This is a genomic window from Paraburkholderia sp. A3BS-1L, from assembly GCF_051125215.1.
Lineage (GTDB): Bacteria > Pseudomonadota > Gammaproteobacteria > Burkholderiales > Burkholderiaceae > Paraburkholderia.
Genome location: NZ_CP120444.1, coordinates 253953 through 272292 on the forward strand (window position 1 = coordinate 253953; position 18340 = coordinate 272292).

General features: G+C 60.7%; 16 protein-coding genes and 1 pseudogene. 5 read left to right on the forward strand and 12 right to left on the reverse strand.

Going from position 1 to position 18340, the window contains the following annotated elements:
• Positions 1-57 precede the first annotated feature (57 nt).
• The gene (locus P5W99_RS26285; RefSeq protein WP_434665087.1) at positions 58-1716 is read right to left on the reverse strand and encodes an AMP-binding protein; all 1659 of its coding nucleotides are present in this window, start codon (positions 1714-1716) and stop codon (positions 58-60) included.
• Positions 1717-2192: 476 nt separating this feature from the next.
• Between P5W99_RS26285 and P5W99_RS26290 the strand changes: the two genes are divergently transcribed.
• Both P5W99_RS26290 and P5W99_RS26295 read left to right on the forward strand, forming a co-directional pair.
• The gene (locus tag P5W99_RS26290) at positions 2193-2531 is read left to right on the forward strand and encodes a cupin domain-containing protein (RefSeq protein ID WP_421027729.1); all 339 of its coding nucleotides are present in this window, start codon (positions 2193-2195) and stop codon (positions 2529-2531) included.
• A 102-nt stretch (positions 2532-2633) separates the two neighbouring features.
• Entirely contained in the window at positions 2634-3044 is a 411-nt protein-coding gene (locus tag P5W99_RS26295) for a hypothetical protein (RefSeq protein ID WP_421027730.1), read from the forward strand.
• A gap of 304 nt (positions 3045-3348) precedes the next feature.
• Here the strand turns inward: P5W99_RS26295 and P5W99_RS26300 are convergent, their stop codons facing one another.
• The 4 genes from P5W99_RS26300 to P5W99_RS26315 form a co-directional block, all read right to left on the reverse strand.
• Positions 3349-4860 carry a CoA-acylating methylmalonate-semialdehyde dehydrogenase gene (locus P5W99_RS26300; RefSeq protein WP_421027731.1) on the reverse strand — a complete coding sequence of 504 codons (1512 nt, stop codon included), beginning with the start codon at positions 4858-4860 and terminating at the stop codon, positions 3349-3351.
• Positions 4861-5626: 766 nt separating this feature from the next.
• Positions 5627-6172 carry a hypothetical protein gene (locus P5W99_RS26305; protein ID WP_421027732.1) on the reverse strand — a complete coding sequence of 182 codons (546 nt, stop codon included), beginning with the start codon at positions 6170-6172 and terminating at the stop codon, positions 5627-5629.
• 192 nt (positions 6173-6364) lie between these two features.
• Positions 6365-7078, reverse strand: coding sequence for a hypothetical protein (locus P5W99_RS26310; protein WP_421027733.1), 714 nt, complete (start codon positions 7076-7078; stop codon positions 6365-6367).
• A gap of 255 nt (positions 7079-7333) precedes the next feature.
• Positions 7334-7495 carry a DUF3563 family protein gene (locus P5W99_RS26315; protein WP_421027734.1) on the reverse strand — a complete coding sequence of 54 codons (162 nt, stop codon included), beginning with the start codon at positions 7493-7495 and terminating at the stop codon, positions 7334-7336.
• A gap of 185 nt (positions 7496-7680) precedes the next feature.
• Between P5W99_RS26315 and P5W99_RS26320 the strand changes: the two genes are divergently transcribed.
• Complete coding sequence (locus P5W99_RS26320) at positions 7681-8568, forward strand: LysR family transcriptional regulator (protein ID WP_421027735.1); 888 nt, start codon at positions 7681-7683, stop codon at positions 8566-8568.
• A 307-nt stretch (positions 8569-8875) separates the two neighbouring features.
• Here the strand turns inward: P5W99_RS26320 and P5W99_RS26325 are convergent.
• The 6 genes and pseudogenes from P5W99_RS26325 to sdhC form a co-directional block, all read right to left on the reverse strand.
• Positions 8876-9067: pseudogene (locus tag P5W99_RS26325) on the reverse strand (IS6 family transposase); the annotation flags it as partial.
• A gap of 44 nt (positions 9068-9111) precedes the next feature.
• Complete coding sequence (locus P5W99_RS26330; RefSeq protein ID WP_421027736.1) at positions 9112-9351, reverse strand: succinate dehydrogenase assembly factor 2; 240 nt, start codon at positions 9349-9351, stop codon at positions 9112-9114.
• A 24-nt stretch (positions 9352-9375) separates the two neighbouring features.
• The gene (locus P5W99_RS26335; RefSeq protein ID WP_035531265.1) at positions 9376-10077 is read right to left on the reverse strand and encodes a succinate dehydrogenase iron-sulfur subunit; all 702 of its coding nucleotides are present in this window, start codon (positions 10075-10077) and stop codon (positions 9376-9378) included.
• A 29-nt stretch (positions 10078-10106) separates the two neighbouring features.
• Positions 10107-11882, reverse strand: a complete 1776-nt coding sequence (gene sdhA / locus P5W99_RS26340) for a succinate dehydrogenase flavoprotein subunit (RefSeq protein ID WP_035531261.1) — start codon at positions 11880-11882, stop codon at positions 10107-10109.
• 4 nt (positions 11883-11886) lie between these two features.
• Positions 11887-12255: a succinate dehydrogenase, hydrophobic membrane anchor protein gene (gene sdhD / locus P5W99_RS26345; RefSeq protein ID WP_434665094.1), complete on the reverse strand. Its 369-nt coding sequence runs from the start codon at positions 12253-12255 to the stop codon at positions 11887-11889.
• Positions 12256-12257: 2 nt separating this feature from the next.
• A complete protein-coding gene (sdhC, locus tag P5W99_RS26350; RefSeq protein ID WP_421026021.1) occupies positions 12258-12674 on the reverse strand; it encodes a succinate dehydrogenase, cytochrome b556 subunit in 417 nt (138 codons plus the stop codon).
• 229 nt (positions 12675-12903) lie between these two features.
• On the opposite strand from sdhC, the gene P5W99_RS26355 reads away from it, so the two are divergent.
• Positions 12904-13803 carry a LysR substrate-binding domain-containing protein gene (locus P5W99_RS26355; protein ID WP_421027737.1) on the forward strand — a complete coding sequence of 300 codons (900 nt, stop codon included), beginning with the start codon at positions 12904-12906 and terminating at the stop codon, positions 13801-13803.
• 420 nt (positions 13804-14223) lie between these two features.
• Here the strand turns inward: P5W99_RS26355 and P5W99_RS26360 are convergent, their stop codons facing one another.
• On the reverse strand, positions 14224-14511 hold the full coding sequence (locus P5W99_RS26360) for a hypothetical protein (RefSeq protein WP_421027738.1): 288 nt from the start codon (positions 14509-14511) through the stop codon (positions 14224-14226).
• 464 nt (positions 14512-14975) lie between these two features.
• On the opposite strand from P5W99_RS26360, the gene P5W99_RS26365 reads away from it, so the two are divergent.
• Positions 14976-18335, forward strand: a complete 3360-nt coding sequence (locus P5W99_RS26365) for an SNF2-related protein (protein WP_421027739.1) — start codon at positions 14976-14978, stop codon at positions 18333-18335.
• Positions 18336-18340: the final 5 nt, after the last annotated feature.

Below are 18340 nucleotides of genomic sequence, written 5' to 3' on the forward strand. Positions count from 1 at the left end.
GCTTCAGTGTCGGGATGCCAGCAGGGGCGCGAGAGCGAGAAGAACACTTCAGGTCCTTCAAGTCAGCGCGCGTCGGAGTACCTTGCCGAGCTGGTTCAGAGGCAGGGTGCCGCGGAACTCGATGAACCGGGGGATCTTGTAGGCGCTCAAATTGGCCCGGCAGTGCTGCAGGACGATTTCGGCAGTCATATCCTTCGAGGTTGGGACGACGAACAGCTTCACGGCCTGTCCGGTCCGTTCGTCCGGCACTCCGACTACCGCTGCGGCGCTGACGCCCGGAAGCGCGGACACCACGGCCTCGACTTCCGAGGGATAGACCTTGAAACCGGACACGATCACCACGTCTTTCTTGCGATCGACCAGCACGAGCGTGTGGGCGGGTGTGAGGTACCCAACGTCCCCCGTGCGAAGCCAGCCATCAGTCGAGATGACCTCGTCGGTCTCCGCGGGGTTCATCCAGTAGCCGCGCATGACCTGAGGACCTCGGACCCACACTTCCCCGATCACACCCGCGTCGACCGGCGCATTGGCGTCATCGCGGATGCTGAGTTCGGTTAAAGGCAACGGATAACCCACTGATCCCGAGAAGTGCTTCGCATTGATCGGATTGGCACAGACGACCGGCGATGCTTCGGTCAGCCCATACCCTTCGATGAGCGGTACTCCCGTTGCTGTCTGCCATCGAGCTGCGACGCCAGCCTGAATCGGTGAGCCGCCGCCGATCACGAGGGTGAGGCGAGACCAGTCCACCGTCTTGAAACGTGGTGCGGCGAGAAGGGCATTGAAGAGCGTATTTACACCTAACAGGGCGGTGGGCCGCGTGCGGCGCAGCGTTCTTATGAGCCCGGCGAGATCGTGCGGATCGGTTATGAGAACATTGTGCGCGCCGATTTCGACAAACGTCAGCAGGCTGGCGGTCAACGCGAATATATGAAAGAGCGGTAGCGGCGTGAGAATGATCTGATGCGCGGAACAGAACGACTCACCAAGCCATGCGCAAATCTGCGCAACGTTCGAACTGAGGTTGCGGTGCGTGAGCATTGCGCACTTCGGCGTGCCCGTCGTTCCTCCGGTGTATTGCAGCAGTGCAACATCGTCGAGGCCGGCCGGGGGGAGATGTCGCTCGTTCGAGTCACGGCGCGAAAGAGTGGCTCTGAATGTCCGGTATTGCCTTTTAGTCGGTGGAATCGAGTGACGTACAACGCGCTGCAGAAAGTCGATCGCGGTGCGCGTGTGCAGCGGTAGCAGATCGCCCGCCGCGACGGATATGACCGCTTTCGCGAGCTTCGCATCAAGGATTTCGTCCAGTTTGCAGGCAAAATTCTCTAATACGACGATCGCTGAAACCGCCGCCGTGTCGAGCTGGATTTGAATCTCACGGGCTGTGGCCAGCGGGTTGACGTTGACGACAACGAGCCCAGCGTCGAGCACGCCATAGAAGGCCACGACATAGGGTAGGCCGTTCGGCAGGATGAGTGCCACGCGATCGAGGGACTCGAGCTTCAGTTCGTTGACCAGGAAGGCGGAAAAGCGGTGTACATAATGGGCGATGTCCCGGTATTCGAGAGTGTGCCTGAACGAGCTGAATGCGGGGCGTCCAGCGTAACGCGTGCATGCCGCCTCGAACATTTCCGGCAAGGTTCGAACGCTTCTCGCATCGATAGCTGTGACAGGCGGCTCGCAGGAGGGGATGTCCACTGCGTTGGGGCAGTTCATGGTCGATCGAGCCTTTACCGGATTGGGGCAGACGCGCGGACAACGAGATCTGCGCACTTAAAGACTACGTGTGTCCATCCAGCCCGGCAGACGTTCTCCTCTTGCGAAGGCGTGGACGAAGACAGACTGGGCCGGGAATGAGTAGCTCGCCCGGCCGCATCAAGAGACCAAGGAGTGCGGTGTTCCTCAACGTATTTCCTCTAGCACGTGATTCGTGTCGCTATGGATCGAGCATACGGTTCGTTTGCGATGGTAAATTGACGTGCATCAAGGCTACGGGACAGCCGCTTGCATTGATTCCGGTAGAGAGCTGCATTACGTCGGCGGTCCTGTCTGCGCGATCGGAACCTATGGGGGCGAACGACAATGCGAGGCATGAAGTGCCCTGTTCAGATATCGTCGAATAACAGCGATAGCCGCAGCCGAGAGCTTGATCTGGATCAAGGTGGAGGATGAGTCGGGGAATAGAGTGATTTGTGGCATTGTCAAAGGCCGTCGATCCGGATAGCGGTCGTCGACTCGGAACGGTAACCGACGGACTTGTTGAGGAACTGCTGTCGCCGAATATCGGTGGCGCCTTTGAGATGTTTCTGGGCACCTTTGAACCTGGCGCCGTCCTCGCGGAAGCGACATTGCGCGATACCGAGGAAGAAGGGTATCTGGTAAAGGGTGAGCTCGAAGTCTGGATTGGGGACAATGCGTTCAAACTGGCTGCGGGCGATAGCTTCCGTATCGCACACGAGCCGTTCCGTTGGGCAAACCATGGCGACACGGAAGCAGTCGTGGTCTGGGTAATTTCGCCGCCGGCGTACTGATCGCCTAATTGACCGTTCGAGCTCTACGGTCTCGGTCGGGCATGTTTCGAGTCGGAGCGCCAAACTCGTAGCTAGAGCACGGGCAGTTCGCGTCAAGATAAAATGCTGGACTACCAAGGACCTCGTTTCTTGCCGCAGATTGTTCTTGCGGGGCGGCCAGGTTATCTCGATTGCCACGCTCGCGTAGCAGCCGGGATGCGTGTTGAATTGCGTGCCTGCGATTCCAGCCGGGATGAGATCCTCAACGTCGTTGACGACAACTTGATGAGAGGTGCTCTAATTGAAATGCGCCCGCATCTTTCAAACGACGGCTGCGTGAGGGTTGCAACGGCGCTAGTTCCGCACAATGGCATTCGTGCGGCGCGGGTGACCATCTCCGATTCTTATATGGATCCTGGTTTGAAGGCACGGCCAGTGCATAGCGACCGCTGCACTGTGCTTCTGACGCCATGGGGTAAGGGTGTTCTCATGGGACCGCGCCGTGATCCCGCTCTCCGCGAATTTATCGAATAACCGGCATCGTTGTGACAACGCGACGCGGGATGCAAACTAGCCGAACAACAGAGAGGCGCCACGTTGGTTGGCACATTTACGCGTTGTGCCCGGGCGGTTGCACGCACCCGGGCGCCAAGTGCATCGGCTGATTTCGCTTATATCGACCAGGTTCCACGATGCCGATCACCTGCTGTCGTCTGATCTGAAGATAAAGAGCCAGCCCCAGGGCTAGCCACCGCCATGAGGTCGCAGGACGCAATTGCACCCCTGCCGGTGTGAAAGCGTAGCTGGGGTGCAGTCTCTTTTTATATCCTGATGCAAATTACCTGGCCACGGGCATCGTGAATTTCGCACCCTTTTCGGTGCTTTCCGGCCAGCGCTGCATGATCGACTTCTGCTTCGTGTAGAAGCGCACGCCTTCTTCGCCGTACGCGTGCATGTCGCCGAACAGGCTGCGCTTCCAGCCGCCGAAGCCGTGCCATGCCATCGGCACCGGAATCGGCACGTTGATGCCCACCATGCCCACTTCGATCTGGCGGCCGAACTCGCGTGCCACGTTGCCGTCGCGCGTGAAGCAGGCCACGCCGTTGCCGAATTCGTGATCGTTGATCAGTTGCACCGCTTCGGCGAAGTCCTTCACGCGCACGCAGGCCAGCACCGGACCGAAGATTTCTTCCTTGTAGATGCGCATCTCGGGCGTGACGTGGTCGAACAGTGTGCCGCCGGTGAAGAAGCCGTTTTCGTGACCCGGCACCTTGTGGCCGCGGCCGTCCACCACCAGCGTCGCGCCTTCTTCGACGCCGCTCGCGATATAGCCTTCGATGCGCTCCAGCGCCTGGCGCGTGACGATCGGGCCCATTTCGGCATCGGCTTCCATGCCGTTCTTGATGACGAGGCGCTTCGCGCGCTCGGCCAGCAACGGCACGACCTTGTCGGCCACGTCGCCCACCAGCACTGCGACCGAGATTGCCATGCAGCGTTCGCCCGCCGAGCCGTAACCGGCGCCGATCAGCGCGTCTACGGTCTTCTCGATGTCGGCATCGGGCATCACGACCATGTGGTTCTTCGCGCCGCCCAATGCCTGCACGCGCTTGCCGTGTTTTGCCCCCGTCTCGTAGATATAGTTCGCGATAGGCGTGGAGCCCACGAAGCTCACGGCCTTCACGTCGCGATGCGCGAGCAGCGCGTCAACTACGACCTTGTCTCCCTGCACGACGTTGAACACGCCGTCCGGCAGACCGGCTTCCTTGAGCAGGCGTGCCATGAACAGCGACGCCGAAGGGTCGCGCTCGCTCGGCTTGAGCACGAACGTGCAGCCCGCGGCCAGCGCGACCGGGAACATCCAGCACGGCACCATGCACGGGAAGTTGAACGGCGTGATCCCGGCCACGACGCCCAGCGGCTGGCGCACGGTCCAGTTGTCCATGCCGGTGGAGACCTGCTCCGTGTAATCGCCCTTGAGGAGTTGCGGGATGCCACAAGCGAATTCGATGACGTCGATACCGCGAGCGACTTCGCCCTGCGCATCGGTAAAGACCTTGCCGTGCTCGGCCGTAATGATCGCCGCGAGTTCGTCGGCGTGACGGTTCATCAGTTCGAGAAAGCGCAGCATGACGCGCGCGCGGCGAATCGGCGGCGTGTCGCGCCAGGCCGGGAACGCGGCTTTCGCGCTGGCCACGGCGGCGTCGACGTCGGCGGCTTCGCCCAGCACCAGGCGGCGCGCGGTGGCGCCCGTGGCCGGATTGAACACCGGCTGGGTACGGTCGCCCGTGCCGCGCTCGGTCTCGCCGCCAATGAAGTGGACCACGTCTGCAATATCAGTGTAGGTCTGCATCTCATCTCCTCAATAGGTTGAACACTGGTAACTGGTACTCAGTGTACGGAGGCCCCTGCCTGCGGGAAAGATGCCTGGACTTAATTGATTGTTTTCATACGCAAACAATCATTGTTATAAATCATGGACGATAGCCGGACCAGCAATGATTGTTGGCAACGCTGGGAGGGAAAGGAAGAGGCAAGTGCGTCGGAATGTGAGTAGAGGCACGCATGAATGACATCGGTGTCAAGCAGACGCTTGTACAACGCCGCTACCCCGACGCTGGTTCAGCGTGCCGCGCGAGAGATCGCCCAAAATGTGGCGAAGCATGCTGTTATGTAATACGGTGCCGGCGCATCAGTCCCCGCTTCTGAAATTTCAATTTTGTTGGTTATATTGATTGCGCGAGTCGGTGAACATTCCCGTTGATGAAATCACCGCAAGGGTATGGCATTCGGCAGACATATTCTGCGGCGTATATCCGCGCCTCATCCTGGAGACAGTAAGACGAGACCGAGCGTCGTTGACGGCTTCGGTTTTGTTGGAATCGGCATTTGTCGTGAAACGCGGATCCTCGCGAGGGCATGCCGAGGGTGCCGGTCAGGTTGCAGATGCAGAATCTAGCTAACAGCTCCGCCGAAACGTCGGGTTGTGAAGATTGACTCTTCTATCTTTCCGTGACTTTCGGCATTCCGCACATCGAAGGTGTGCGAGTGCCTTTGAAACCATCTCTCATGGACAGGACATCAAGGGTTAGCACTTCATGAGGGGCATCTTTTTATTTTTAGCTGCCGGTGTAGTTGCGAATAGGTCCCGCGAGTTCAAGGGCAGGTACGTATCCTGTGTTTTTGCCGAAAGCGCGACGCATCCATTTGTACGTGACGATGCTCACACAACCGATGCTGATTGAAGCCAGAAACCTGCGGAGGTGCCGAATAGCAGAATTTTTGCTCCATAACGTTTTACTGGCGCGAAACCACTGCGCTTGCGGCGGTTCCGGCTGCAAGGTCTGCTCGCCTTTCTGGGGATTCCCGGTGACCTGCTGGGAATCGCTTGTAGCCGACTGATGACGGAGGCGATAATTTGAACCCCCGGATCGATGGCCTTGTCGGATGTTCGATACGTGACTGAGTGCGCTTTCGGCCAAAGCAAAGGCACGAATATCAAACGCGCGACGCGCGCTGACAAGCCACAACGGGTTCCAGTCCCGAGGTGGTTGCTTGTGTGAACCAATAGTTTCACATAAATTTAATGGTCGAACTTTAAATAAGGATTGCGAAGGTGTTTCGTGTTTAGCTTCTTGAGCCGTGACAGTGCACATGTCATCCATGCTGAGCACATTTTCGTCACATCAAGACGTCTCTGATCCGCCGCGAAGGAGAGGCGCTGCTCGCGCGGCGCCTTCAGGTTGACTACCAGCCGAAGCAGGGACTCGGTGGAAAAGCGTGTGTGGCTTTGCTCGAGAGAAACCGGTAGAAGCACGATCTGAAGGCCGCCGTCAACACAGGCCGTGACGTCGATATCAGCTAACGTGGAGCCAGCGACCAGATTCCGGGCACACGGCGGCGGGTGAACCGTTGAACCAGACTTGCTCTTTCTCGAGATGCTGAGACGTCGAGGGGGCGATATCGAAGACGACCTTTAGCGCGCTTCCAATATTGGCGTCTTCGATGGGGAGTTCCCACGTCAGGAAAATCTGGTCGAAGTCCCGGTCCGGGGCGAAATCGGTCGCAGAAAAACTGTCGCTGCCGCGCTGAATGACGCCGTGGGGCTGAACCGGATCGAAAATCACTGCAGTTCCCCGCTTCAATGGAATGCGTTGGCCTGTAAAGGGAAAGTGCAAGTCCAGACCCTTGTCTTCACTCACGAAGAGATTGCAGAAAGCCATACCGCCGTATTGTTCGCCATCGTGGTGATACCTCGCGCCACGACAGGCCATCAGCGCCATGTTGCTGTCGGCAAGGACCGCGGGCAGTCCGAGGGCGTCCGTCCAGTCGGACATGGCCTGCACGCAGCGCCTGTAGTCTGGCCAGCGTATTTGCGTGCGCGGCAGATGCATCGCCTCGACATCCCCAGGTTCAAGGGCGAGCCGCGCCGCCGTCTCTATTTGCCAATCCGCAAGCACGGCCGCAGAAGGCGCGGGCAGATCGAGCGTTCCGGATAAAACGACGTCACTCACGCGTCGACTGCGGATGGCGTCGCCGCTCCAGAAAATGGAGGTCAGGATATTTCGCATTTGATGCTGTGGAAGGGAACTCGTCGAGGCATTGTAACGATTGATCCTGGGCATCCCGACAGAGATCGGGCCGACATCGGACCGCGGACCGGTGCGTCAGCCCATCGCCAAGCGTAGTCCAGTGAAATCGTGCTTCGCTACCTTCGCAGTCAGCGTCCGAGGACCGCTCTCAAGGCGCGTGTGGGAGCATCGAGTCGAATATCGACGTGTGAGCGCGCCAGCCAACCACACGATTTAGCGCAAGCCTGACATCAGTTAGCGGCCGCTTTCCAGCGAGCGCATCCGGTGTTCGAGCTCGGCAATGTCTCGTGCACCTGCAAGGTACTCGTCATTGCGGCTTTGTTCAGCGCGCTCGAACCAGCGGCTAATCCGTGTAAGGAGGAAGGCAAACATAATAATCTCCAGAAAGTTGTTCACCAGTGACGCTGGTCGGACTCGACACTACGCATGTGCCTTGCGGCGCGTTCTCTTGCGCCGCTCGACGATTCAATCTTAGGCGGCTAGTATGCTTACGTATACTTATCGATTTTGACGTAATACATTAACCATTCTGTTGAATCGGTCTGTTCGTTCGGGAGGTACCTGCCTTGGAGCTCGGTCGAATGCGGGCGCTCTTGGAACTGGCGCGATGTGGCACGATTGCCGCCGCCGCTGAGGCTCTGTTCCTGACGCCCTCAGCGGTTTCACAGCAGATCGCACAACTTGAAGATGAGGCGGGCGTCACGCTCACGGAGCGCATCGGCCGCAGGGTCAGGCTTACGCCCGCGGGCCACGCACTGGTGGGCTACGCCGAGCGGCTGATGGTTGTGCTGGACGAAGCTCGCTCGGAGATGGCAGAGCTTCGGCGTGAGATCGCCGGCGAGCTGCGCGTCGCCGCGTTTCAGTCGATCGCCTCGGTTGTCCTCCCTGACACGGTCAAGACGCTGCAGCACGCGTATCCGCGTCTGGCGATCGCAATCGAAGAATTGGAGGCAATTGATGGGGTCGCGGCACTGCGGTCCTGGAGGACAGACATCGCCTTGATCGACGATCTCTCAATCGTGGCGGGCGAGAATCGGGAAAACATTGCGATTGTGCCGCTGGCCGAGGATGTCTGGTACGTGACACTGTCGACTGACCATCCGCTGGGCAAAAAGCCGTCGCTCAGCCTGGCCGATCTCAGGGACGAAACGTGGGCGATCGAATCAAGCGGTGGACCCTTTGGCAGCTTCGTCGCCGATTTGTGCCGCCGCGCCGGGTACCAGCCTCGGACCAACGCCACATGCCGTGGATCGGAGATGATCGAAGCGATGGTGGCCTCCGGCTGCTCCGTGTCAATCGTCCCCGGACTCAGGAAGCTACGCTCACCTCCCGGCGTCGCTTGGGTAAAGCTGAGGCCGGAGCTTCGCCGAAAAATCTACGTCGCTTATCGCCGCGGCGAACGAAACCATCCAATGGTCAAAGTGTTCGTCGCGGAAATCGTGCGGACGGCCGCTAAACTCCTCAGTTAGCAAGCGCGCGGTCGGAGTTTGGCCAATTCATCACATTTTATGGATGTTTCTGAACGTTGATTTCACGCTTTGGCCAGCAGGTCATCGAGCGAAGAGAGCTTGGACTCGGCCCACGCATTAAAGTCCTCGACCTCGCCGATCACCGCGCGGAGTTGGTGCTCGCTCGAGATATCCACTGATATCGTCGTGGCGCCGGTCGGTCAATTCGGAACGGGTGTCGAGAAAATCACCACTACACTTGACGGCAGTCTTCGGACACGAGAACCGGGCGTATGCGAGGCGAAAGTCATGAGCACCCGTTGGGATCCAACAGCTTCATGGCCCAGCGGTGCACGGTCGAATGATCAACCGCAATGCCCCGCTCGGACATCATCTGTTCAAGATGACGCAGGCTCGACGGATACGCCACGTACCACCGCACACACAGCAGGTAGACGTCGAGCGGGTAGTGCAGGCGCTTGAGCACCTTTGCAACGGCCGGATTCAGGTTCGGTTTCATCGAGCAAAGCGTTTGCCTTTACGCTGCCAGCAGAGCAGCTCGCCTTATTGCGACAAAACCTCGGCAAGGTCGCCTTCTGGTTCCTTGCGCGCAAGCAGCAAGTCCATCAGGTCGTTATCGCTCAGCTCGAGCAGGCGTGTGAGAGCACCCACGTCGGCGTCGCTGAGGTCATGCTCGTAGCGGTCGAAAAAACGCTCGAAAATCAGATCGTTTTCGAGCAGACCGCGCCGTGCGCGCCAGCGAAGGCGCGCGCGGCGATGGGGGTCAGACTGATGCGATTCCATTTCGCTTATTTCAGGTACGCAGCGTCAAACCGCGCGGCGAACCATCAGTTCCTTGATCTTGCCGATCGCCTTCGTCGGGTTCAGCCCCTTCGGGCAAACGTCGACGCAGTTCATGATCGTGTGGCAACGGAACAGGCGGTACGGGTCTTCGAGGTTGTCGAGACGCTCGCCAGTGGCTTCGTCGCGGCTGTCCGCGATGAAGCGGTAAGCCTGCAGCAGACCTGCCGGGCCGACGAACTTGTCCGGATTCCACCAGAAGCTCGGGCACGACGTCGAGCAGCTCGCACACAGAATACACTCGTACACGCCGTCGAGCTCGTCGCGCTGTTCGGGCGACTGCAGACGCTCCTTCTCGGGCGGCGGCGTGTCGTTGATCAGGTACGGCTTGATCGAGTGGTACTGGTTGAAGAAGTGCGTCATGTCGACGATCAGGTCGCGCACGACGGGCAGGCCCGGCAGCGGACGCAGCACGATCTTCTGCGGCAGCTCGTTCAGGTTCGTGAGGCACGCCAGTCCGTTCTTGCCGTTGATGTTCATGGCGTCCGAACCACACACGCCTTCGCGGCACGAGCGGCGGAACGACAGCGTCTCGTCCAGTTCCTTGAGCTTGACCAGCGCGTCGAGCAGCATGCGCTCGTGCGTGATTTCCAGCTCGTACGACTGCATGCGCGGCGCCGCGTCCTTGTCCGGGTCGTAGCGGTAGACTTCAAAAATACGTTTGGCCATTTCCAAATTCCTTTTGACTGGCGTGTGCCTTAGAACGTACGCGCCTTCGGCGGCACGGACTCGACGGTCAGCGGCTTCATGTGAACCGGCTTGTATTCAAGACGGTTGCCTTCGCTGAACCACAGCGTATGGCGCAGCCAGTTTTCGTCGTCGCGGTGTTCGTAGTCGCTTTGTGCATGCGCGCCGCGGCTTTCCTTGCGGGCTTCCGCCGACACCATCGTTGCTTGCGCAACTTCTACGAGGTTCGCCACTTCGAGCGCTTCGACGCGCGCGGTGTTGAACACCTTCGACTTGTCCTTCAGGTGGATATGCTTCGCCTGCTCGGTAACCTGCGCGATGTCCTTGACACCTTCCGCAAGCAGCGCCGAGGTACGGAACACGCCAGCGTGCTTCTGCATCGAGCCGCGGATCTGGTTCGCGACGGACTGCGCGTACTCGCCCGAGGTCGAGTTGTCGAGCTTCGCGAGGCGCGCGAGCGAGAAGTCGGCGGCATCTGCCGGCAACGGCTTGTGCTCCTTGAGCTCCTTCACGTGCTTGACGATGTGGTTGCCGGCAGCGCGGCCGAACACCACGAGGTCGAGCAGCGAGTTCGTGCCCAGACGGTTTGCACCGTGCACCGAGACGCACGAGCATTCGCCCACGGCGTAGAAGCCGTTGACGACTTCTTCGTGGCCCTTCGGCGTGCCGACGACCTGACCATTGATGTTGGTCGGGATGCCGCCCATCTGGTAGTGAATCGTCGGAACGACCGGGATCGGTTCCTTGATGCAGTCCACGTTCGCGAACTTGAGCGCGATTTCGCGGATCGACGGCAGACGCTTCATGATCGTCTCGGCGCCGATGTGCGAGAGGTCGAGCAGCACGTGGTCCTTGTGCGCGCCGACACCGCGGCCTTCCTTGATTTCCTGGTCCATCGAGCGCGAGACGAAGTCACGCGGCGCGAGGTCCTTGAGCGTGGGCGCATAGCGCTCCATGAAGCGCTCGCCGTTCGAGTTGCGCAGAATGCCGCCTTCGCCGCGCACGCCCTCGGTGATCAGCACGCCCGCGCCGGCCACGCCGGTCGGGTGGAACTGCCAGAACTCCATGTCCTGCAGCGCGATGCCCGAGCGGGCCGCCATGCCGAGGCCGTCACCGGTATTGATGAACGCGTTCGTGGAAGCTGCGAAGATACGGCCCGCGCCGCCCGTGGCGAACAGCGTGGTCTTGCCTTCGAGGATGTAGACGTCGCCCGTTTCCATTTCGAGCGCGGTCACGCCGAGCACGTCGCCTTCGGCGTCGCGGATCAGATCCAGCGCCATCCATTCGACGAAGAACGTGGTCTTCGCTGCAACGTTCTGCTGGTACAGCGTGTGCAGCAGCGCATGACCGGTACGGTCAGCGGCCGCGCAAGCGCGTTGCACCGGCTTTTCGCCGTAGTTGGCCGTGTGGCCGCCGAACGGACGCTGGTAGATCGTGCCGTCCGCATTGCGGTCGAACGGCATGCCCATATGTTCGAGTTCGTAGACGGCGTTCGGTGCTTCACGGCACATGAACTCGATCGCGTCCTGGTCGCCGAGCCAGTCGGAACCCTTGATCGTGTCGTAGAAGTGATAGTGCCAGTTGTCTTCGCTCATGTTGCCGAGCGAAGCGCCGATGCCGCCTTGCGCCGCAACCGTGTGCGAACGCGTCGGGAACACCTTCGAGAGCACGCAGACCGAGAGGCCAGCACGCGCCAGTTGCAGCGAAGCGCGCATCCCCGAACCGCCCGCGCCGACGATGACCACGTCGAATTTGCGACGCGGCAGAGAATTCTTGATTGCAGCCATTCTTTTACACTCTCCAGAGAATCTGAGCGGCGTAGCCGAGGCTGCCCAGCAGCCATGCGATCGTGAGGACGTTCAGCGTGATGCGCAGGCCGACCGGCTTGATGTAGTCCATCCAGATGTCGCGCACGCCAACCCAGGCGTGATAGAACAGCGCGAGCAGCGTGACGAACGTGGCGAGCTTCATCCACTGCGCGGAGAAGATCGAGGCCCAGCCGTCGTACGAAAAATCGTGTGCGCCGAAGAACAGCGCGAGCAGCACGACCGTGTAGATCGCCATGATCACGGCGGTGGCGCGCTGGGCAATCCAGTCGCGCAGGCCGTAGTGAGCGCCCACGACGAGACGCTTCGGACCGATACCGTTTTTAGCCGACATTATTAGAACGCTCCGAAGAGTTTGGCCGCGAAGGCGATCGTGAGAACCGTGGAGATGACAACGACCACGAGCGAGGTCGACTTGCCCTTTTCCTTGCTCACGAGGTCATGGCTGAAGTCCATGAACAGATGGCGTACGCCGGCGCAGAAGTGAAACAGGAACGCCCATCCGAGGACCAGCACGATGAGCTTGACGACGATGTTGGAGAGGAAGCCCTTGAAGACCTCGAAGCTGAGCTCCGAAGTGAGGCTCTGGTCAAACAGGAACAGCAGGAAAGGCAAGAACAGGAACAGCAGCGCACCGCTCACGCGGTGGCCGATCGACACGCGCCCCGCGAGTGGCAGGCGGTATGCGAACAATATTTGCCCAAGCCCGATGTTCCGGTATTCCGGCCTCGGTTTTTTTGTGGCTTCAGCCATGCTAGACCCCTTCACTGATTAGACAACAGAACACATCCACTGCCGTGATCTGGCGCCAAGGTGAATGGGCCGCCCGCATTGTTGCGAGCCACTGGGGAAAGGAGCACGGCACAGCGCAGATGACTGCCGGCGCTCGATGCGCCGGCGGTTTTACATCATCTTCATCCAATGATGATATTCTGTCCAATATCTATCTCGTCTTTCTGAAATACGTTTTACAGATATCACAATGGAACTCCGGCACATCCGTTATTTCATGGCAGTAGCAGACGAGCGCAACGTCACGCGCGCCGCCGAGAAGCTGGGCATTGGCCAGCCACCTTTAAGTCAGCAGATTCATGCGCTGGAGGACGAACTGGGCGTCCGGCTGTTTCGTCGTACCGGTCATGGAGTAGTTCTTACGGAAGCCGGCGAAGCGTTCGCAACCGACGCGAAGCGTTTGCTAGATAACGCACAGCAAGCGATCAAGAACGCACAGAGCGCAGGACGCGGCGAGGTGGGACAACTGAACATCGGCTTTACTGGATCTGCGGCGTTCAATCCGGTCGTGGCGATGCTGATCCGTAAGTTCCGCCAGACCTATCCTGCTGTTTCACTGACACTGGTAGAAGGGAATACGGCACAGCTACTTTCATATCTGGACGATGGCCGGCTCGATGTCACCTTCGTGCGCCTTGGAAATCAATCGCCAGCTGGAGTTGCGTTCCATCACATTGCGGTTGAGCCCATGAAGCTCGTCTTGCCAACTACTCATCCCCTGGCGAAGAAACGAAAAATTCCGCTTATTGCACTTGCTCAGGACTCTTTTGTTCTACTTCCTCGCGAAGCAAGTCCAACTTTGCATGACGTGATCGTTGGAGCGTGCGGGGACGCTGGCTTCACTCCACTAATGGGTCAACAAGCCCCGCAACTCTCGTCTGTCGTCAATCTGGTCGCGGCTGAATTCGGTGTATCACTGGTACCAGCATCGGTATGTCAGATTCGCGTTGAGGGTGTTGTCTATGCTGACGTTCTCGGTGGAAACATTTCGATCCGCCTCGCACTCGCTTCGCGCAAGGACGCAACGACCGCAAAAGTCGCAAACTTCCTTGCGATTGCGAACGATCCATCCATGCATCCGTCCGGCTGAGTTGCTCGGAATTGACATGTGAGACGGCCTAGTCGCTGTCTGCGCTGGAAACCTAAATTTTATATAATTCTATTGATCAATTTTGTGTAGGAGTGCTATTCATCCATCGAAGCAATGCCGACATCAGTAGGTTCAATAGCATTGTCGCGCGATGCGCGTGCCTGCCCGAGCCCGCGCTCCATCCCAGCAGGGCGTTCAAGCGATTCAAGCGCGTCGCTTCTGCAGGAGTGGGCGTTTTCGTCCGGCACGGCATACGAAATCGATACGAAGCCGGCATAACCGGCAACAGGCAATTCGATGAAATGGCGGCCGCCCGAACGCCAGCGATCACCTTTTTCGCCGTTGATTGAGCCGTCGACAGAACGACGGCGCTTCCGACAGATGGAGACTCCGATCCCGCCAGTCGAAGCGGAGTTGTCGCTAGCCTGAAACGACCGGGCGTGCGACCGTCAAAGCCATGCGCGCGGCGAGAATGCTCCGGATGGTCGCCAGGCATTGCTCTGCCACCGGACTCGTGCTCTCCCGCCGCGCCAAATGAAATTCGGGCGTCTTGACGCCCAGTTGTCTGCAGACAGCGGACAGGTACGGTTTGCCCGACCCCGCACATCGTTCGACGGCGGCAGCAAGCGCTGCGTCTCCGACGTGCCGGCGCAGCCATTCGAGCGTTTGCCGGTCCTTTTCGTTGTAGACCCTGACCAGATGCTCCATTGTCGCCTCCCGATCATACTGTATAAAAATACACTGTAAATTTATACAGCTTTTGAGCTGATTGCAACCGCCACGGATTCACGTGATGACGGACGAAGAATGTGTCTCACTTGCGCAGGCTGAGCTTAGCGCCGGGCGGTAACGAAAATATGAAATGCCCCGGCCGCGGTGCGTTGAGAACGTATCCCGGGATTCGAGCCATCGAATGCCCCAGGTCGCTCTCCAGAATGCCCGTGCGCCATGCGGCAGCCACCGGCGCGCACGCTGCGCGCGTTGCTCATGGAGGCGTCTCGTCCGGCGCCGCGGGACCCCGCGCGTGAAGGGCCCAAGACGCCGCTCCGCGATGTGCGGCAGCAGGGGCAGTCCTGATCCGGATTCTCGACGCTGCGGGCGCCGGGCAGCGCCGTGCGGCGAGCGCTCCGCGTAAAATGCGGCCTGCGTTGTTAACCTGACACCTACGGCCGATGTCTGTCTTCTACGATCGCAAGCAAATCACGGCATGGCTGGATCCCTACACCGTGTCCAAGGCGCGGGACTACGCGAATGCCATCTCGGAACTGCGCTGGATTGCCGACGATACCCTGGGTGGTCTGGTGCAGGGCACACGCAGCCGGCCGTATGACGTGCGCGTCTATTTCCACGATGTCGGCGAAGACATGTGGGTTGAAGGGGAATGTACCTGTCCGGTCGAAGTCGGCTGCAAGCATGTGGCAGCGCTCCTGATCGCCGGTCTTGCGCATCTGCCGAAGCAGGCCGCCACCGGCGTGCGCCCCGAGCTGCTGCGCTGGCTCGAAGGCTTTCGAACCAGACACTCCGCGACGCCCGCCAGTGGCAAAAAGCCCGCGGCCACCCGATCCACGCATGCGCTGGCCTATGTGATTGCCGGATCGTATCGCGGAAGCCCGGAGATTTTTCTCTACAAGGCCCGCGTCAGCACCGATGGCTCGATCCGTGCGCTCGACGACGCATGGCAGAACGTAGAAAAAGCGCTGGTCCAGCCACCGAAGTTTGTGAGCGAGGAGGATCTGCCGATCCTGCGCGGGTTGTGGCTGGGCCGCTCGCGCAACTACACGGGCAGCTTCGGGCTGGAGGGCACCACCGGCGCCGCGGTCATGGAAAAGCTCGTCGCGACGGGCCGCGCATTCGTCTCGCCGGCGGCGAATGCCATGCATTCCGGCGAACCGTGTGCCTTGCGCCCTGGCCCGTCGCGTACCGGAGACATTGCGTGGCGCACCCAGCCGGATATGCGTGTGCGGCCGGTACTGCAGACCGAGCCGTCCGCGACCGTGCTCCTGAGCGCAACCCAGCCGTGCTGGTATCTGGACGCGCATTCGGGGGAAGCCGGCCCCGTTGACGTGCCCTGGCCGGCCGGGCAGCTCAACGAGTACCTCTCGATGCCCTCCATCACGCTCGATGAGGCCGCCGTCGTCAGCGAGGTGCTGCGCGAGGTGTCGCCGGATCTGCCGCTGCCGCCCGGACAGGGCGCGTCAACCTTGCGCGTGATCGACACCGTGCCGGTCCCCATGCTGTCGCTTGATACGCTCTCGACCTGGAGTTCGGGCTGGTCATCGCCGGGTGCGCAGAACGCACTGGATTTTGCGACCGTCAGGTTTGCTTACGCAGGTGAGCGCATTGACGCCCAGAGCAACACCACGCTCGTACGCACCGCGGATGGCGAAGTGCTCCAGCTCAAACGTCAGCTCGAGATCGAGCAGCAGCGCCTGAAGGAACTGCACAGGGCTGGGCTTAGAAAGATTCCGGCCACCCGCGCCCACGGTCCGCGGCCGTTTCCGGACGGCGTGCTGGGACTGCAGGATGCCGATGACTGGTCCGCCTTCACCCGGCTCATCGTCCCCGCGCTACGCAGGAACGGCTGGCAGGTGACGATGACCGAGGCGTTCCGGTTCAATGTCATCGAGATCGAGACCATCGACGGCAGCCTGCGGCAGGCGGGCGACGGCTGGTTCGATGTCGAGATGGGGATCACTGTCAACGACCGGACGGTGCGCCTTGAACCGCTGCTGGCTGACCTGTTCCGGCGCGATCCGCGGTGGCTTTCTGGCGGGCTCGATGCCATCGCCGACGATGAAGCGGTCGAGCTGAAGACCGAACGGAACGAGCGCTTGCGCCTGCGCGCAGAGCGCCTGAAGCCTGTCGTGCGCGTGCTGATCGATCTGTTCGATCACGTCGGCGAGGGCGGCCTGCGCCTGTCGGAATGGGACGCGGCCAGGCTCGACGCACTGGAGCAGACCGGGCGATGGCAATTCCATGGCGACGCGTCGGTCCGGCAACTTGCCCGGCGCCTGATGGCGGGGCCCGGTGTGGGTGATGCACGCGTGCCGCGCGGGCTGCAGGCCGAACTGCGCACCTACCAGCGCCAGGGGCTCAGCTGGATGCAGTTTCTGCGCGAACACAACCTGTCGGGTGTCCTTGCCGACGACATGGGCCTTGGCAAGACGATCCAGACACTCGCACACATCCTCGCCGAAAAGGAAGCCGGCCGGCTTGACCGGCCCGCATTGATCGTCGTGCCCACCACGCTCAGGCACAACTGGTGCGAGGAAGCGCGGCGTTTCACGCCGGACCTGCGCGTGCTCGACCTCCACGGTCCCCAGCGCCATGAGCGCTTCGATGAAATTGGCCAGCACGACCTGATTCTTACCACCTATGCGCTGCTGTGGCGCGACCAGGCGATGCTCGTGCAGCACGCCTGGCACCTGCTGATTCTCGACGAAGCGCAGTACGTGAAGAACGCTGCGACGAGAGCCGCCACCACGATCCGCGCGCTGCAGGCCCGGCACCGGCTGTGCCTCACCGGCACGCCGCTTGAAAATCACCTTGGCGAGCTATGGGCCCAGTTCGATTTCCTGCTGCCCGGTTTCCTGGGCACCCGCCAGGACTTTACGCGCCGCTGGCGTACTCCGATCGAGAAAAGCGGTGACCACGTGCGCCGCGACCTGCTTGCGCGGCGTATTCGCCCGTTCATGCTGCGCCGTCGCAAGGACGAGGTGGCCACCGAACTGCCGCCCAAAACCACGATCGTGCGCACCGTCGAACTCGACGGCGCGCAGCGCGACCTCTATGAAACCGTGCGCGCCGCGATGCAGGAAAAGGTCCGCGCGGCCGTCACCGCAAAGGGCCTCGCCCGTAGCCACATCATCGTGCTGGAGGCACTCCTGAAGCTGCGCCAGGTCTGCTGCGACCCGCGGCTCGTCAAGCTCGGCCAGGCAGGCCAGATCCGCGAATCGGCCAAACTGGAACTGCTGCTCGGGATGTTGCCCGAACTGATCGAGGAAGGGCGGCGCATCCTGCTGTTTTCGCAGTTCACCGGCATGCTGGATCTGATCACCGCCACGCTCAACGAGGCCGGCATTCCCTATGTGATGCTGACGGGTGACACCACCGATCGCGTCACCCCGGTCACGCGCTTCCAGCGGGGCGAAGTCCCGCTCTTCCTGATCAGCCTCAAGGCTGGAGGCGTTGGCCTGAACCTGACTGCGGCCGACACCGTGATTCACTACGATCCGTGGTGGAATCCCGCCGTCGAGAACCAGGCCACCGACCGCGCACACCGTCTCGGACAGGACAAGCCCGTGTTCGTCTGCAAGCTGATCACGGCCGGCAGCGTGGAAGAAAAAATCGTCGCCATGCAGGAACGGAAGGCCGCGCTCGCCGACGCGATCCTGTCCGAGGATGCCGCGGGGGCCGTCAAGTTCTCGGAAGACGATCTGGAGGCGCTCTTTGAGCCGCTCCCGACTGCGGCCACGGTGGCGCCCCAGCCCAAGGCGCGCCCGCGGGCCAGATCAGCCACGCGCGCCCGGTGAGTGTC

Bases quoted from the DNA above. Each gene is read 5' to 3' on its own strand.
- P5W99_RS26285 (WP_434665087.1), bottom strand. From the start codon at position 1,716: ATGAACTGCCCCAACGCAGTGGACATCCCCTCCTGCGAGCCGCCTGTC.
- P5W99_RS26295 (WP_421027730.1), top strand. From the start codon at position 2,634: ATGCTGGACTACCAAGGACCTCGTTTCTTGCCGCAGATTGTTCTTGCG.
- P5W99_RS26300 (WP_421027731.1), bottom strand. From the start codon at position 4,860: ATGCAGACCTACACTGATATTGCAGACGTGGTCCACTTCATTGGCGGC.
- P5W99_RS26305 (WP_421027732.1), bottom strand. From the start codon at position 6,172: ATGGATGACATGTGCACTGTCACGGCTCAAGAAGCTAAACACGAAACA.
- P5W99_RS26310 (WP_421027733.1), bottom strand. From the start codon at position 7,078: ATGCGAAATATCCTGACCTCCATTTTCTGGAGCGGCGACGCCATCCGC.
- P5W99_RS26320 (WP_421027735.1), top strand. From the start codon at position 7,681: ATGCGGGCGCTCTTGGAACTGGCGCGATGTGGCACGATTGCCGCCGCC.
- P5W99_RS26330 (WP_421027736.1), bottom strand. From the start codon at position 9,351: ATGGAATCGCATCAGTCTGACCCCCATCGCCGCGCGCGCCTTCGCTGG.
- P5W99_RS26335 (WP_035531265.1), bottom strand. From the start codon at position 10,077: ATGGCCAAACGTATTTTTGAAGTCTACCGCTACGACCCGGACAAGGAC.
- sdhA (WP_035531261.1), bottom strand. From the start codon at position 11,882: ATGGCTGCAATCAAGAATTCTCTGCCGCGTCGCAAATTCGACGTGGTC.
- sdhD (WP_434665094.1), bottom strand. From the start codon at position 12,255: ATGTCGGCTAAAAACGGTATCGGTCCGAAGCGTCTCGTCGTGGGCGCT.
- sdhC (WP_421026021.1), bottom strand. From the start codon at position 12,674: ATGGCTGAAGCCACAAAAAAACCGAGGCCGGAATACCGGAACATCGGG.
- P5W99_RS26355 (WP_421027737.1), top strand. From the start codon at position 12,904: ATGGAACTCCGGCACATCCGTTATTTCATGGCAGTAGCAGACGAGCGC.
- P5W99_RS26360 (WP_421027738.1), bottom strand. From the start codon at position 14,511: ATGGAGCATCTGGTCAGGGTCTACAACGAAAAGGACCGGCAAACGCTC.
- P5W99_RS26365 (WP_421027739.1), top strand. From the start codon at position 14,976: ATGTCTGTCTTCTACGATCGCAAGCAAATCACGGCATGGCTGGATCCC.